The organism is Dokdonia sp. Asnod2-E02, from assembly GCF_045063915.1.
Taxonomy (GTDB): domain Bacteria; phylum Bacteroidota; class Bacteroidia; order Flavobacteriales; family Flavobacteriaceae; genus Dokdonia.
The window spans coordinates 2,902,185-2,917,657 of sequence record NZ_JBEFNX010000005.1; the positions used below are offsets into that span (position 1 = coordinate 2,902,185).

The 15,473-nt window shown below is 37.3% G+C and carries 13 protein-coding genes; 5 read left to right on the top strand and 8 right to left on the bottom strand.

Annotated elements, in window-relative coordinates:
- The first annotated feature begins 9 nt into the window (after nt 1-9).
- Together ACJJVM_RS13205 and ACJJVM_RS13210 are read left to right on the top strand one after the other, a co-directional pair.
- Complete coding sequence (locus tag ACJJVM_RS13205) at nt 10-930, top strand: type IX secretion system membrane protein PorP/SprF (protein ID WP_405211935.1); 921 nt, start codon at nt 10-12, stop codon at nt 928-930.
- A 1-nt stretch (nt 931) separates the two neighbouring features.
- Complete coding sequence (locus ACJJVM_RS13210; protein ID WP_405211936.1) at nt 932-2,956, top strand: OmpA family protein; 2,025 nt, start codon at nt 932-934, stop codon at nt 2,954-2,956.
- A gap of 88 nt (nt 2,957-3,044) precedes the next feature.
- Here ACJJVM_RS13210 and ACJJVM_RS13215 read toward each other — a convergent pair whose 3' ends face one another.
- Complete coding sequence (locus tag ACJJVM_RS13215) at nt 3,045-3,701, bottom strand: alpha/beta hydrolase (RefSeq protein WP_405211937.1); 657 nt, start codon at nt 3,699-3,701, stop codon at nt 3,045-3,047.
- Between the two features lie 96 nt (nt 3,702-3,797).
- Nucleotides 3,798-4,097 (bottom strand): N-acetyltransferase, encoded by a 300-nt coding sequence (locus ACJJVM_RS13220; RefSeq protein WP_298348275.1) that lies wholly within the window; start codon nt 4,095-4,097, stop codon nt 3,798-3,800.
- 200 nt (nt 4,098-4,297) lie between these two features.
- On the opposite strand from ACJJVM_RS13220, the gene ACJJVM_RS13225 reads away from it, so the two are divergent.
- Nucleotides 4,298-4,951, top strand: coding sequence for an alpha/beta fold hydrolase (locus tag ACJJVM_RS13225; protein WP_299148340.1), 654 nt, complete (start codon nt 4,298-4,300; stop codon nt 4,949-4,951).
- A 29-nt stretch (nt 4,952-4,980) separates the two neighbouring features.
- On the top strand, nt 4,981-5,934 hold the full coding sequence (locus ACJJVM_RS13230) for a lytic transglycosylase domain-containing protein (protein ID WP_405211938.1): 954 nt from the start codon (nt 4,981-4,983) through the stop codon (nt 5,932-5,934).
- Between the two features lie 88 nt (nt 5,935-6,022).
- On the opposite strand, the gene ACJJVM_RS13235 is transcribed toward ACJJVM_RS13230, so the two are convergent.
- The 5 genes from ACJJVM_RS13235 to ACJJVM_RS13255 form a co-directional block, all read right to left on the bottom strand.
- Nucleotides 6,023-6,718 (bottom strand): TlpA family protein disulfide reductase, encoded by a 696-nt coding sequence (locus ACJJVM_RS13235; RefSeq protein ID WP_405211939.1) that lies wholly within the window; start codon nt 6,716-6,718, stop codon nt 6,023-6,025.
- Between the two features lie 174 nt (nt 6,719-6,892).
- Nucleotides 6,893-8,728, bottom strand: coding sequence for an OstA-like protein (locus ACJJVM_RS13240; protein WP_405211940.1), 1,836 nt, complete (start codon nt 8,726-8,728; stop codon nt 6,893-6,895).
- A gap of 171 nt (nt 8,729-8,899) precedes the next feature.
- Nucleotides 8,900-10,174, bottom strand: coding sequence for an adenylosuccinate synthase (locus tag ACJJVM_RS13245; protein ID WP_298348285.1), 1,275 nt, complete (start codon nt 10,172-10,174; stop codon nt 8,900-8,902).
- A gap of 7 nt (nt 10,175-10,181) precedes the next feature.
- Nucleotides 10,182-10,637, bottom strand: a complete 456-nt coding sequence (locus tag ACJJVM_RS13250) for a Fur family transcriptional regulator (protein WP_405211941.1) — start codon at nt 10,635-10,637, stop codon at nt 10,182-10,184.
- Between the two features lie 29 nt (nt 10,638-10,666).
- Nucleotides 10,667-12,877, bottom strand: coding sequence for a RelA/SpoT family protein (locus ACJJVM_RS13255; protein ID WP_405211942.1), 2,211 nt, complete (start codon nt 12,875-12,877; stop codon nt 10,667-10,669).
- A gap of 215 nt (nt 12,878-13,092) precedes the next feature.
- Here ACJJVM_RS13255 and ACJJVM_RS13260 point away from each other — a divergent pair, with 215 nt between their 5' ends.
- Nucleotides 13,093-14,046 (top strand): calcium/sodium antiporter, encoded by a 954-nt coding sequence (locus ACJJVM_RS13260; RefSeq protein ID WP_405211943.1) that lies wholly within the window; start codon nt 13,093-13,095, stop codon nt 14,044-14,046.
- Nucleotides 14,047-14,268: 222 nt separating this feature from the next.
- Here the strand turns inward: ACJJVM_RS13260 and ACJJVM_RS13265 are convergent, their stop codons facing one another.
- A complete protein-coding gene (locus tag ACJJVM_RS13265; protein WP_298348292.1) occupies nt 14,269-15,279 on the bottom strand; it encodes a glutamine synthetase beta-grasp domain-containing protein in 1,011 nt (336 codons plus the stop codon).
- Nucleotides 15,280-15,473 lie beyond the last annotated feature (194 nt).

The following is a 15,473-nucleotide window of genomic DNA, read 5'->3' on the forward strand; positions in this document are numbered from 1 at the left end:
AAGCATATTATGAAATTTAGATTATTCATACTAGCGGCATTTTGTAGTTTATCTACGCTCGCACAACAAGAACCACAGTACACGCAGTATATGTACAATCAGGGTATAGTAAACCCTGCATATATGATTAATGAGCCAGGACTCATACGCATAGGGAGTCTATACAGATCGCAATGGGTAGGTCTTGAAGGAGCTCCTACCACAGCAAACGTTTTTGCAAACATCCCACTCAACGAGCGTGTAGAGATAGGTGTTAATTATGTAAATGACCAGATAGGAGATGTACTTACTACAAATAATTTTAATGTAAACTTTGCTTACAGAATTAATGTAGCAGAAAGTACTAATCTGTCATTTGGGTTAAAACTAGGGGTAGATAACCAGAGTCTTGATTTTACGGGGCAAAATATTACAAGTGACCAAGCCTTTCAAAATGGCCAGACAACATCTCTTAATATAGGTGCTGGGGTATTTCTCTTTAAAGAAAATTATTACGTAGGCTTAAGTTCTCCTAGTGTGATTCCTTATAAAATAGAAAATAGATTTGAAGATGGAGGAAGCTCTGTACTTTATAAAAAGGATCCTACTGCTTACTTAATGGCTGGATATGTTTATGAGGTGACAGATATGCTCAAGATCAAGCCTTCTGGTGTAGCAAAGTGGGTGAGTGGTGCACCACTTACTTTTGACCTCTCTGTAAACGCACTTTATGATGATAAATTTGAGCTAGGTGTCTCATATAGACATCAAGATGCTATCGCAGCTCTTGCCGGCTTTAATATCACAAACAATCTCAAATTAGGTTATAGCTACGATTTTAATGTAAGTGATCTTAACAGCTTTAATAATGGGAGTCACGAGATTGTATTGTTATACACTTTTGACATATTAGGCTTACAGAAAAGATACATCTCACCTAGATTTTATTAAGATGAAAAATATATACCTACTACTAGCAATACTGTGCCTGAGTACAACAGTCATTGCACAATCTAAAAAAGGAGATCGGTTCTTTAAGAGAGGTGATTATATAGGAGCTGCACATTATTATGAGCAAGCACTTAAGGATAATAACTCTAAAGAAAACTTAAGTAAAGTAATAGATGCATACTACTTAGGTCAAGATTATAAAAGTGCAGCCTTATATCTTAATCAACTTGTAAATGAGCGTTTTAATGATCAAGATAGAGCGTTTGATAATGAATTTAATTTTAAAATGTACCACGCACTAACGGTCACCGGTGAGGGCGCAGAGGCATTAAACTACCTTGAAGCTTATTATAAAAACAAAGGAGAAGATTTTGATAAAACTAAAGCGCTAGAAACAGTCAAAGCCTTATCTAGCAGTAATCCTAAATTTGATGCTACAAAGAGTAACATAAGCTCAGAGGCAGATGATTTTGGACCTGTACGTGTAGGTGATAGTGTGTTCTTTACCTCAGACCGTATCAATGATGAGGTTTTTAAAACTTTATTTGCAAAACGTTTTAAGTCTACACAAAGACCTTTTCTCGATATTTATGGAGTCCGAGTTAATGATAAAAATGAACTAGCTGGTGAAGCCGTCCGTTTAGGTCAAGGTGTAAATTCTTCTTTACACGATGGTAACATAAGCTTTAACACAGCAGGTGATGAGATGTACATCTCACGTAGCGCTTATGAAAAAAGTGATTCAAAAAGAATTTTTGATGAAGAAGGGACTAACCGTGTTCACTTATATAAAAGTGTGCGCATAGATGAGGTTTGGAGAGAGGCAGAGCGATTACCTTTTGTAAAAGAACAATTTTCATATATGCACCCTACACTTTCTAAAGATGGTAAGCGTCTTTACTTTGCTTCAGATATGGATGGCGGTCTAGGTGGTTATGATATTTATTATGTCACGGTACACCTTGATGGCTCTTATGGTACACCCGTAAATTTAGGACCTACCATTAATACAGTTCACAGAGAGCAATTTCCTTATGTGTCAGACAGTGGAGATTTATACTTTGCTACAGACGGAAGATTAGGACTGGGATTATTAGACATCTTTGTAGCCCCACTTACCGTAAAAGGGTTTACAGAACCTATTAATCTAGGCGCACCTGTAAACTCGCCTTATGATGACTTTAGTCTCACATACTACTCTCAAAACGAAGGTCTTTTTGCAACAAGCAGAAGTGGAAAAGATGATGATATTTATAGTTTTGTCCAGACAGGTGAGCTTATTACTAGGAAGTTTAACTCACGATTTGAAATAAGAGATGCTGTGACAAATGAGTTAATAAGTGATGCAACTATAAAGATTATAGGATATCAAGGAAAAGAAATTTACAGCAAGACACAAGCCGCTACGGGCACTTTTACCGTGCCACTTACTGTAGATGATTATACATTTATAGGTTCTGGAGATAACCACGAGCAAGGTAGCTTAGACTTCCAGATAAGAGGCGTGCAAGAGGCTCCTTATGTGATTAAAGTAAATCGCATATTTACCGAGTCAGAACTCACGATGATGAAACAAAAGAATCTTGCAAAAGATCTTAAAGATAAGGATCCTAGTCGTTTTGAGTTGCTCACAGACACACAGTCGCCACAAGTGGTAGAAAAAGAAGGTAAGCTATTTATAGATGTAGCTCCTATTTACTTTGATTTTGATTTATACAGTATAAGAGAAGATTCTCAAGTAGTACTCGATGAGCTTGCTGCAAAGCTTATAAAGTATAAACGTATCAAAATGAAAATACAATCTCATACAGATAGCCGTGGGCCAGAGGCATATAATGTTCCGTTATCACAAAACAGAGCAAAAGCGACCTTTGATTATCTTGTAGAAAAAGGAATAGACCCTACTCGCATACAGTATCAAGGTTATGGTAACAGCCAGCCAGTAGTAGATTGTCCAGCTGGACGATGTACAGAAGAGGAGCACCAGCTCAACAGGCGTAGTGAGTTTGAGATAACAGGTTACTAGAGATATAATCATTCATAAAAAAAAGCAACAGTCTATGTTGCTTTTTTTTGGGTTTACGCTTTCGCGAAAGCGTACTCATAACCAGTACTTACATAAGTTTAGTACTTATCTCATTTATAAACGGAACGTGCACCTCGTGCTTTCCTTTAAACACCTGCACATTTAACCTTTCTTTAAACAACGCCGAACCTTTGAGCTGTTGCTCTGTCTTACGGGCTTCTGTGATATACTCATCTTCATCTCCATAGAGATAAGTTACCGTAGTGCTTTGTGGTAAATAATTAAAGTCTGTTGCTTCGAGTTCTTGAGGTATCGCACCAGAGTGTAGCAGTAGATAATCACAAGATAGCGCTCTGTGTGCCATCCAGCGGGTGAGTATAGAGACTCCTTGCGAGTAACCCATAAAGATAAAGCGTACTTCTTGATTTCCTATTTTCTCAAGTTCTTTGCTCCACATTGCATCTAGATAGGCAAAGAGATTTTCCTTCTCGGTTTCTATATTTTCTCTAGTGAGCCAGCTTGCACCTATGTATTTAAAACGTTTATCTTGATAGTACTTACTAGGCGCCTGTGGTGCTATGATATAATTTTCGGTAGTATCTAGAGCCTTAAAGTACTTGATAAAATATTTTGATAAATACCCCATACCGTGTAGTGTTACCCATACATTTTTAGTCTTTGAGGTTACATCATTAAGTGTGGTATATGTATTAGTGTGCGTGTAGGTTATACTATTTTCTTCCATAGGTGATAAAAGTAGAAAAGCTTGTAGAATCTTGTTAGTAATAAGAAATAAAAAAAACCACTCGATAGAGTGGTTTTTGATTGCTTTGAGAGCAATTTATATGTTAATACCTACTGGTAGTAGCTTTTTGTACTTACGGCGGTTAGAGCGCATAAATTTTGCAATTTCTGGGCTTGTAGGAACGAGGTTAATCTCTCTATCTGCTACTTCCTTAAAAACGGCTACTATAAACTCGTTCATATGGTCTTCTGTGCCTTCTGGCATAAATATTTTAGTGAGGAAGATCTTACGTTCTTGTAAGGAATATTCCATTTTTGCAAGCTTTCCGTCAAAGGTAGTTTCGAATTGTCTTAGAAACTCATTGTCTGTCAATTCAATTGCTGTTGTAGCCTCCATAAATTTTGAAAAATATTTAGTATTTGTAATATAATTAACACGTAATAAGAAATCACTCTTTAGTTTTATGCGCTGTAAGCGCTAGTATTTGAGAATATTTTTAAAACATATGAATTTCTTAATAAGAAAGTGTTGCAAATTTACAAAAAATTCCCGAAATAGGCCACAGCTTCTATGTTAAACCCTTATTCCTAAGTAAGATGATACACGTGTATTTGATGCCTGGTATGGCTGCAAATCCTTCTATATTTGAAAACATAAGCTTACCGAGTGCTTCTTACACTACGCACTTACTAGAGTGGCAGCTGCCAGAACCTGGCGAGTCACTGTCACAGTATGCCCTCCGTATGACACAGTTTATAAAGCACGATGATATTGTGTTGCTAGGTGTGAGCTTTGGTGGTGTGCTCGTACAAGAGATGGCAAAGCATATCAAGGTACGCAAGCTCATACTAGTAAGCACTGTAAAAAGTAAGTATGAATTACCCAGGAGAATGAAGCTTTCGCGAAAGCTAAAACTCTACAAAGCACTTCCAGCGAGTCTTATAGAAGATGTTGATAAACTTGCAAAATATGCCTTTGGAGAAACCATAAAAAACCGCGTAGATTTGTACCAGAAATATCTATCTATGAATGATAGAAGATATATGAAGTGGGCAGTAAAAGAAATGGTGTGCTGGGATCAAGAAACCCCTACAGAAAATGCGATACATATACACGGAACGGCAGATAAGGTGTTTCCAGTCAAGTATATAAAGAACTGTATTGAGGTTCAAGATGGAACACACATAATGGTGATAACTCGAGCAAAATGGTTTAATGAACATTTGCCAAAACTCATTGAAAATGAGTAAATTGATTTAAAATTGAAAAGACTATGATAATGATGAAGAAAATTTTTGCAGGTGTGGCGATAGTCGCAGTTGCCGGTCTTGTTATAAACTCTGCAAAGGCTCCACAAGAGCAAGAGGAAGAACAAGTACCCGTACAAGATGAAAAAGTACAAACCGAAAAGCTTATAAATGACTATAATGTATATGCCATCCCTATGCCAGATGGACTCAACTTTGCTGGAGAGGAAGTGCCTGTACAAAATCCAGACATTAAGGAACGTATGGATCGCGAACTTCTGGTAAATACCTACTGGCAGTCTAATGCGCTGTTGCTTTTTAAAAGAGCGCATAAATACTTTCCTATCATAGAGCCTATACTTGCAGAAGAGGGCGTGCCAGATGATCTTAAATACCTAGCAGTTATTGAGAGTGGTCTTACACAGGCGGTATCACCTGCAAGAGCTACAGGTTTCTGGCAAATTATGAAAGAAACGGGTAAAGAGTACGGTCTAGAAGTAAACAGCAATGTAGATGAGCGTTACCACATAGAGAAGTCTACCAGGGCTGCTTGCCAGTACTTAAAGAAATCTAAAGAACGTTTTGGAAACTGGACGGCTGCTGCTGCTGCATATAATGCAGGTAACTATGGTGTCTCACGTCGCTTTGAAGAGCAAAATGTAAATGATTATTATGACCTACTTCTAGGTGAAGAGACTGGGAGATATGTCTTTAGAATTATCGCGCTTAAAGAGATTCTTAATAACCCAAAAAAGTATGGATTTAATTATAGAACAGAAGACTTGTATACCGCTGTGCCTACATACAAGGTAGAAGTTGATACAGCAGTCACAGATTTTGTAAAATTTGCTGAGCGTTTTGGGATTAATTATAAGATTTTAAAAATACATAATCCTTGGTTGAGGGAGCCTAAGCTCAATAACAGCTCAAGAAAGAAATATTATATAGAGATACCTAAACAAGGAGCATACTCTTTAGGGAGATAATAATGTAACAACACATCGTTGTAAATGAAAAGCCTGACAGAAGTATTACTGTCAGGCTTTTTCTAATATTCAAGATATAATGAAGGTATTATTTGTTTATCACGATGGGGGCCTCGCTCAATGTTTCTTGTTTAAAAAGAAGCTCTGTGAGTAAATTTTTATAAAGATCATAATTCTCAAGGGCGGCATCTTTTTCATCTTTTGCCATTTTATTTGAGAGTCTTCTTTTTATATTAATAATTGTCTTGTCTGATGTTATGGTATAAGCAAGAGGTAGACCTAAGGAGTGCTTAAGATTTTTAATAATCTGTGTGTACTTGTTATCTGAGTCATCTACGTAAAGCACATCAATATTACGATGATATCCTTTTGCTAGTTTTTTTACTTCCTTATTGTTTCCCCAGTGCAGTAATATAATAGATACGTCATCTCCATACTGGGCTGCTAGTTCATTAAGAGCCGCTTGTTCTCCTTTACAATTTATACGCCAGCTAGAGTAGGTGAGTAGCATTACTGGTTTTGTATACTCATTAAGTGCTACCGCTTTTTTAGAAAGTTTAGTCACCGTAAAATTGTCCATTAGAGACCCTGTGATTTTATCTTCGACAAGATTATCAAAAAGTACTTTGACTTTATCTTGTTCTAAATTTCTAATCGCGTCTTCGGCTTGTAAAAGATAGGCAGGTAGGTGCACGTCTAACACATCAGAAAAAAACAGTTGAGAGTTTTGAGCCGATAGTGTAATATGCGCAGTAAGAAGGAGTGTAAGTAATAATCTTCCCATAATTATACCTTTATACTAACAAGGTATGCGAGTAAGATCTAAAAAAGAAATTTTTTCGTCCAAGCACCTGAAAATTAGGTCAAAATGCTTGTTTTTGACATTTTATCACCCTTATTTATAACAAATATCTTGTAAAATCTATTTTTATTAAGAATATGATATTTATAAGTATCCTTAGTTATTTCCACTTTTTTTAATAACTGGGATCACTTTTGGTTTAGTGGGGATTGATGTAGGTGCAGTAGCTCTATGTTGAGCGGCTTTTTCATTACGTTCAATTAATGACTCTCTTTGTTTTGTACTTTTATCATCAGAAGATTTAGTACCGTATTGTGGTTTATTTTCTTCTCTATTTTGTAACGTGCCCTCACTTATATCTGAGTTTTCTGAAAGTGGAGGTTTCTCACCATCATCTGGTGTGCTGAAGAAACCTTCATCTATTTCTGGAAGAGGTATTCCCTGTATTTTTGTAAGTGTAAAAGGTGCCTCACCTTTAAAAATATCTTCTTTGCTTAGTAGCCGCTCATCGCCACGCCAGTTAAACCCTTCAAAGGTTTGTGGCTCCTCTAGAAATTGAGACTCAGGAAAAATATTACCTCCAGGGCTCTTTATTTTATTAATCTCATCTATAGTGTTCTCAAAAAATGTAATCTCAATTCTTGCAGATTTCCCTCTATCTATGCCGGTGAGATCTCCATTATCTTCACGCATATACATTATGGTCTCGGCATTGTTTATAATGTCTACTTGCTTAAGCGCATTATTATCATCAAAAAAACCATACAGCTTTTGACCCTTAATCTGGTTAAACCCAGAGATAGTATCCTTTTGAGCGATAAAAGCATTATTAAAAACTTTGAGCGAATCTATTTTTTCTGTCTCTGTATTGCTTATGAGGTGTATGCTATCACCCGTGATCTGGCTTTCTTCACTCCATAAAATGGGCTTGTATATCATCTGTGTAAGACCTGTGCGCTGGTTACTGTGTAGTGAGTCACTCTTACCACTCATATTACTCTTGTAGAGCTTTACGTTTTTATAAGCACGCATTATACGATTCTCTGGCTTACCAGTTAGCATTAATTTATCTCCGTGTACATATACAGAGTCATTATCTTCTACAGTAATAGCAACGGCTCTTTGCGTTATAAGTACGGAGTCTTTGGCTCTATAAACCTCTGCATAATGCCCTTTTACTAGGCTTCTATTAAGCGTGTCAAGTACTTTTATATTATTAGTAGCGCTGGCAAAATTGCGATTTCTATCAAAATAAAGGCTATCCCCATATACTTGCCTGTTATCATAATCTATACGAGAGTTTTTTACAAAATAGCCATAATCATTTGCGGTATCATAAAACCCACGTTCACAATACACCTTAGAAGTCTTACTTGTAATCGTTGTTGGGCCGTATAGATAAGCGTGTTCTGGCACACTATAAAAATCTAATTGCTCACTGTTTATAGTGTACTCAGGGTTTTTTACCACCACATCACTTATAAATGAGATTTTATCTTGCTCTATATAATAACGCCCCACACGGCTTGTAATCTTACTATTAGGAGAGGTTACAACACCACCAGTTCTGTAATAAGCCTGCTGTGTGGTACGGTTAAAATACATTGTATCTGTAGTGACGGTGGTCGTATCCTTTTTTAGAAATACGTCACCAGCGGCATAGGCAAACTTTGTTTTACCATTATACTCGATGTATTTACTGCGCATAGAGACAGAGTCGCCTTGTTTGAGTCTTACATTTCGGTAAGCTTTTACAAAGTTTTCTTCTTTGTAAAAAAAGGCAAGATCACACCACATCTCTGCACCTTCGTGCTCTATGTAAACTTGCTCATTATTGTTTTTCTGTAAAAGGATTGCTCCAGGAAACTCCTCTTCATTTATACGCTCTATGGGAGATTCTATATAAATGAGCTTTGAGGGTTGTTCTTGCGCTTTCGCGAAAGCGGAAAAAAATATAATCCCAGCTAGTATGATGTAGTACTTGTAGTTCATTAATTTCAAAAATAATCAAATTGCTAGCCTTAACCGTTAGCGCATTATCAAAATATAGTTTGTAAACACTAAAACGTTGCTATATGCCAAAGCGTATGTAGCGATGTGTCTATATATAAAAAGAGCCTTCAGACTTGTGTCTGAAGGCTCTTTACGTATTGTAGATACTTACTATCTAAGGATAGTTTGTGTTCTATCTGGACCTACAGATACTATCTTGATAGGAGTCTCTAGCTCTTTTTCTAGATAGTCTATGTAGTCGTTAAGCTCTTTAGGTAGTTGCTCTGCCTTAGTCATACCTGTAAGGTCTTCAGACCATCCTGGCATATCTTTATATACAACTTCTACGTTTTCTGGCTCTATGTTATATGGAAGGTGCTCAATAGTCTCTCCTTTATATTTATAAGCCGTACATACTTTTAAGGTTTTAAAACCAGAAAGTACATCACCCTTCATCATCATAAGTTGTGTTACACCATTAACGCGCACAGCATATTTAAGTGCTACTAGATCGAGCCATCCACAACGACGCGCTCTACCCGTAGTTGCTCCAAACTCGTTACCTACACGTCCCATAGTCTCACCATCCTCATCAAAAAGTTCTGTAGGAAATGGTCCAGAGCCTACACGTGTTGTGTATGCTTTAAATATCCCGAATACTTCACCTATTTGATTAGGAGGAACTCCAAGACCAGTACAAGCACCAGCCGCAGTCGTGTTTGAAGAAGTTACAAAAGGGTACGTACCAAAATCTATATCTAGAAGTGATCCTTGTGCTCCCTCTGCAAGTATAGATTTACCGCCTTTTTGAGCTTGGTATAGGTACTCTTCTGAGTCTATAAATTGTAAGGTCTTAAGCGTCTTTATTGCTGCAAAAAATTCTGATTCTAGTTCTTCTAGGTCGTACTCAATTTTTGCATCATAAAAGTCTATCATAGAGATATGCTTATCTCTAAGAGTTGCATAACGATCTTTCCAGTCTGCAAGCTCTAGATCACCTACACGTATACCGTTACGACCTGTTTTATCCATATAAGTAGGTCCTATTCCTTTAAGAGTAGATCCTATTTTTGCTTTTCCTTTTGAAGCTTCAGAAGCAGCATCAAGTAAGCGGTGGGTAGGAAGTATAAGGTGAGCTTTACGCGAGATAACCATTTTTGCTTTATAGTCAAGACCTTCAAACTTGTCTAAGTTTTGTAGCTCTTTCTTAAAAATCACTGGATCTATCACCACACCATTACCTATGACATTCATAGCATTGTCGTGAAAAATTCCAGAAGGAATCGTATGTAGTACGTGTTTTATACCATCAAACTCAAGTGTGTGACCAGCGTTAGGTCCTCCTTGAAAACGTGCAATGATATCGTAGTCTTTTGTAAGGACATCTACAATTTTTCCTTTTCCTTCGTCGCCCCATTGGAGGCCTAGTAGTAAATCTACTGCCATTGTTATATTAGTTAGTCGTGTTTTTCTTTCCGTAAAAGTATAGGGAGTGCTTGTCTATAGTAATATCAAAAACCTCTTCTATGGTTTTTTTTATAGACTGTATGCGAGGGTCACAAAATTCTATAACCTCTCCAGTATCTGTAAGAATTACGTGATCGTGCTGTTTGTCAAAATATGATTTCTCATACTGCGCTTGGTTGTTACCAAACTGGTGCTTACGCACGAGTCCACATTCTAATAAAAGTTCTATTGTATTGTATAGCGTTGCACGGCTTACACGATAGTTCTTATTTTTCATACTAATGTAAAGCGCTTCTATATCAAAGTGCTCTTCATTGCTGTATATTTCGTGTAGTATAGCAAAGCGCTCTGGCGTCTTGCGGTGGCCTTTTTCTTCTAGATAGGCTGTAAAAACGCCTTTTACAACGTCTTGATCCTTATTGAGAGTAGCTTTTAGTGGCATCGTTTATAATAAAGGACGAATTTACGGATTTAAACTCGAGTCACTTGGTCGATACCATCTATTTTTTTGAGATTTTCTATTAAGGTTTTCAACAATGCATTGTTTCTTACCACAACGGTTATGTTGCCTTTAAAAATCCCTCCTTGAGTGGTAAAACTCAGTCCTTTTATATCTACATTAAGATGGTTTGATATCTCTGCTGTTACCGTGTTTACAAGACCTAAGTTATCAATTCCTGTAAGTTTAATGTCTGTTTGATACCCTGTGTCTGAAGAGTCTACCCATTTTGCTTTAATAATTCTGTAGGCGTAGTTGCTACGCATAGCAATGGCATTAGGGCAATTATTTTTGTGAACTTTTATACCATCTTTTATGGTTGTAAACCCAAAAACAGCATCACCCGGTATAGGGCTACAACATTTTGCAAATGTGTAATCTAGCTTTTGATCTTCAGGGCCAAAAACAAGGGAGTCAAAATTATTTGTAATCTCGTCCTTATGTATATCTGGCTGACTGTTAGGCTTTCTAATCTTACTTTTAATAAAACTCATTAAGGCATTGCTGCGTTGTGCGGCAAATTCCTTTATCATTTTATTATCAATCGTTCCATTACCCACACGGTAAAAGAGGTCTAAGCTTGTGTTGAGTTTAAAATAAGATACAAGCTCGTTTATCGTTTTTTCATTAAGCGGTATTTTCTGCGATTTCAGTTTTCTGGCAAGTATTGCTTTACCATCATCTGCTAGTTCTTTTTTCTCGTCTTTGAGTGAAGATTTTATTTTGGCTCTTGCACGTGCTGTAGTCGCATAGTCTAACCAGTTATTTGTAGGGTGTGCAGACTCAGAGGTGATAATCTCAACTTGATCACCACTTTTGAGCGTGTGGCTAAGAGGTACAAGTTTACCATTTACTCTAGAGCCACGCGTGTGCAAACCAACCTCCGTATGCACGCTAAATGCAAAATCAAGCGGTGTTGCGCCCTTAGGTAGCGATTTAAGCTCTCCCTGAGGTGTAAAGACAAATATCTCTTTATTATATAAGTTGAGTTTAAAGTTTTCTACAAAGTCTACCGCATTCTGGTCTGGATTTTCTAGTGCTTCTTGTAGCCTGTTTATCCACTCATCAAGGCTAGATTCTCCTTCTTTACCTTCCTTGTATTTATAATGAGCCGCATATCCTTTTTCGGCAATTTCATTCATACGGTCAGAGCGTATCTGTACTTCAACCCATCTGCCTTTAAGCCCCATTACAGTAATGTGTAAGGCCTCATATCCCGTAGATTTTGGTGAAGAAATCCAGTCGCGTAGTCTCGTAGGGTTAGGTCTAAAGTGATCTGTTACGATAGAATAAATTTTCCAGGCGAGGAATTTTTCATTTGCCTTATCACTTTTATAGATGATACGTATGGCAAACTTGTCATACACCTCGTCAAAGGTGACTCCCTGAGCAAGAATTTTGCGTCGTATGCTGTATATAGATTTTGGTCTACCTTTTATCTCATAAGTAAGTCCTTCTTCATCTAGTGAGTCTTCTATTACCTTCTTAAAGTCCTTTATATATTGATCTTGCTGGGCTTTACTCTCTGTGATCTTACTAGAGATATCTTTATATACATCTGGCTCTGTATATTTAAGACTAAGGTCTTCTAGTTCAGTCTTAATATTATACAAGCCCATTCTGTGAGCAAGTGGAGCATAGATATAAAGTGTCTCGCTAGCAATTTTAGACTGCTTATCTGCACGCATAGCATCCATAGTTTGCATATTATGCAATCTATCTGCTATCTTAATGATGATCACACGTGGGTCATCATTAATAGTGAGGAGCATTTTTCTAAAGTTTTCAGCTTGTAGTGATACGTCCCTATCCTTTTTTAGACTTGATATTTTTGTAAGGCCATCTACTATACGGGCAACCGTCTCGCCAAACATTTGCTCAAGATCTGCAAGGGTATACTCTGTGTCTTCTACCACATCGTGTAGTAATGCACTCGCTATAGAGGTAGCATCAAGTCCTATCTCACTTGCAACTATTTGAGCCACAGCAAGAGGGTGGAAGATGTAAGCCTCCCCAGACTTGCGACGTTGCGATTTATGCGCATCTACCGCAACCTCAAACGCTTTTCTTATCATCTTCTTGTCCTCATCGGTCAAGGTTTGATAACTTATGCGCAAGAGCTTTTTGTACTGTCTTGTCAGTTCTTTATTTTCTGCTTCTATAAATTCTGCGGTTAACTCCATATGATATATTAAATGTACCAAATTCTACTTTATGAACAACATATTTTTAATACATCTTAAGCTGTTTTAGAAAATGTCTATAAATAGAGAATTCTATTAAAGTTTCTTTTTTACGCTTTCGCGAAAGCGTAACAATAATACCACATCACCTACTTATAAATCACAGCATACTGAGCGAGTATAATTATTATCTTCGCCGTAATAAAAAACATTATATGAGCATATTTTTTATCCTAGTTGGATTAGTACTGTTAGTAGTAGGAGGGGAGTTTTTGGTACGAGCATCTGTGGGGTTATCTTTTAAACTCAACCTGTCTAAAATGGTGATAGGGCTTACAGTTGTATCTTTTGCAACCTCTGCTCCAGAACTACTGGTAAGCGTGCAGGCGGCTCTAGATGGGAGCTCAGACATTGCACTTGGTAATGTAATAGGGTCTAATATTGCAAACATAGGGCTTGTGTTAGGTATAACGGCAGTAATATCTGCCCTGGCCATAGACCGAGACTTTTACAGATTTAACTGGCCGGTGATGGTGCTATTTTCACTTGCACTTTACTTCTTACTTTCTAACGATGGTAAGCTTACAGCAGTAGAGGGTGGTGGTCTACTTGCGGCGCTGGGTGTGTACTTGTTTTTCTTAATACGTCGCGCTCGTAAAAGTAGAGAAGAAGAAGAAGATGCAGATGGTGTAGATGAGGGACTAGGACAAGCCTCTTATTTTAAAATATTTATATGGTTATTTATAGGTGCACTTGCGCTATATTTTGGGTCAGAATGGCTAGTCTCTGGAGCAAAAGATCTTGCTACAGCAGTAGGTATAAGTGAGTATGCAATCTCTGTTACAGTGATTGCCATAGGCACGAGTGTGCCAGAACTTGCGGCTTCTGTCATCGCTGCGCTCAAAAAAGAAAAAGCAATCTCACTAGGTAACCTTATAGGTTCTAATATTTTTAATATTGCCTCTGTGCTAGGCTTTACATCGCTTATAAAGGATATAAACGTTGTAGATGATGCTATTTTAGGGACTAATATTTACTGGATGCTAGGCTTTGCTATTGTACTCTTACCACTAGCATTTATACCAAAAACATTGCAGATAGGTCGTTTTAAGGGCTTATTTCTTGTAGGTGCCTATATCTTATTTATTGCGCTTGCATTTGCGGCTTAGTTTCTTGACCTCGTTTATAAAATAAATATCTAGGCTTCTCAATTATTTAATTGCAAGGAATGTATGTTGTCTTCTATAGGCAATTATAAGTCATCGTATACTGTCTATAGATATGATGAAATTACTTTTTTTATTATATGAGACGTGTTTACGCTTTCGCGAAAGCGCAAAAAAAATGCCCAACCTAAGTTGAGCATTTTTCACAATATAATTAAATCAGAATTAAACCTTTGCTGTTTTTACAGTCTCGATAATACGACCTGCTACTCTGTATGGATCTGCGTTTGAAGCTGGACGACGGTCTTCTAGCCATCCTTTCCATCCTTGCTCTACAGTGATAATAGGGATACGTATAGATGCTCCTCTATCTGATACTCCGTAAGAGAAGTCATTTATAGATGCAGTCTCGTGATCTCCTGTAAGACGCAGTTCGTTGTGAGCTCCGTATGCTTTGATGTGTTCTTTTGTAAATGGACGGAAAGCCTCACATATTGTATTGTAAGTCTCTTCAGATCCACACGTTCTCAATGTTGTGTTTGAGAAGTTTGCGTGCATTCCAGAACCGTTCCAGTCTCCTTTTATTGGTTTTGGGTGATAATCTATGTACCATCCGTACTGCTCAGTAAGACGATCTAGTAGGTAACGAGCAATCCAGATCTCATCTCCTGCTTTCTTTGCTCCTTTTGCAAAAAGTTGGAATTCCCACTGTCCAGAAGCAACCTCTTGGTTAATTCCTTCAAAGTTAAGACCAGCTTCTATACAAAGATCTGCGTGCTCTTCTACAAAGTCACGACCGTGAGTGTTTTTACCACCTACAGAACAGTAATACATACCTTGTGGTCCAGGGTATCCACCTATTGGGAATCCTAATGGTAGTTGTGTTTCTGTATCCATAATGAAATACTCTTGCTCAAAACCGAACCAGAAGTCATTATCATTATCATCTATTTTTGCTCTATGGTTTGACTCGTGCGGAGTACCATCTGCACTTAAAACCTCAGTCATTACTAAAAATCCATTTGCACGTTGTGGATCTGGGTAGATAGCAACTGGCTTTAAAAGACAGTCTGAAGCTCCACCAGAAGCTTGCTTTGTAGAAGAACCATCAAAAGACCATACTGGACAGTCTTCTAGTTTACCACTAAAGTCGTTTACAACCTTAGTTTTACTTCTCATATTTTGCGTCGGTGTATACCCGTCTAACCAAATGTATTCTAATTTTGACTTGCTCATAATAGCATTTATGTTTTTAGTTAACGAGGGCAAAGATAAAATAATTTTGAAATGCAGTATCAATTATGGGGTTGATTTATTAAAAATTATATCATCTTATTAACAACCCCTCAAAATTTAGGGGGTGTGTAAAAAATGTGACATTTTTTTGTAAATCTCTTATATTTGCAATGTATATGAGGTGAGAAATAAAG

Excerpts from the sequence above, each read along its gene's own strand:
- ACJJVM_RS13205 (WP_405211935.1), top strand. The coding sequence starts at position 10 with ATGAAATTTAGATTATTCATACTAGCGGCATTTTGTAGTTTATCTACG.
- ACJJVM_RS13210 (WP_405211936.1), top strand. The coding sequence starts at position 932 with ATGAAAAATATATACCTACTACTAGCAATACTGTGCCTGAGTACAACA.
- ACJJVM_RS13215 (WP_405211937.1), bottom strand. The coding sequence starts at position 3,701 with ATGGAAGAAAATAGTATAACCTACACGCACACTAATACATATACCACA.
- ACJJVM_RS13220 (WP_298348275.1), bottom strand. The coding sequence starts at position 4,097 with ATGGAGGCTACAACAGCAATTGAATTGACAGACAATGAGTTTCTAAGA.
- ACJJVM_RS13225 (WP_299148340.1), top strand. The coding sequence starts at position 4,298 with ATGATACACGTGTATTTGATGCCTGGTATGGCTGCAAATCCTTCTATA.
- ACJJVM_RS13230 (WP_405211938.1), top strand. The coding sequence starts at position 4,981 with ATGATGAAGAAAATTTTTGCAGGTGTGGCGATAGTCGCAGTTGCCGGT.
- ACJJVM_RS13235 (WP_405211939.1), bottom strand. The coding sequence starts at position 6,718 with ATGGGAAGATTATTACTTACACTCCTTCTTACTGCGCATATTACACTA.
- ACJJVM_RS13240 (WP_405211940.1), bottom strand. The coding sequence starts at position 8,728 with ATGAACTACAAGTACTACATCATACTAGCTGGGATTATATTTTTTTCC.
- ACJJVM_RS13245 (WP_298348285.1), bottom strand. The coding sequence starts at position 10,174 with ATGGCAGTAGATTTACTACTAGGCCTCCAATGGGGCGACGAAGGAAAA.
- ACJJVM_RS13250 (WP_405211941.1), bottom strand. The coding sequence starts at position 10,637 with ATGCCACTAAAAGCTACTCTCAATAAGGATCAAGACGTTGTAAAAGGC.
- ACJJVM_RS13255 (WP_405211942.1), bottom strand. The coding sequence starts at position 12,877 with ATGGAGTTAACCGCAGAATTTATAGAAGCAGAAAATAAAGAACTGACA.
- ACJJVM_RS13260 (WP_405211943.1), top strand. The coding sequence starts at position 13,093 with ATGAGCATATTTTTTATCCTAGTTGGATTAGTACTGTTAGTAGTAGGA.
- ACJJVM_RS13265 (WP_298348292.1), bottom strand. The coding sequence starts at position 15,279 with ATGAGCAAGTCAAAATTAGAATACATTTGGTTAGACGGGTATACACCG.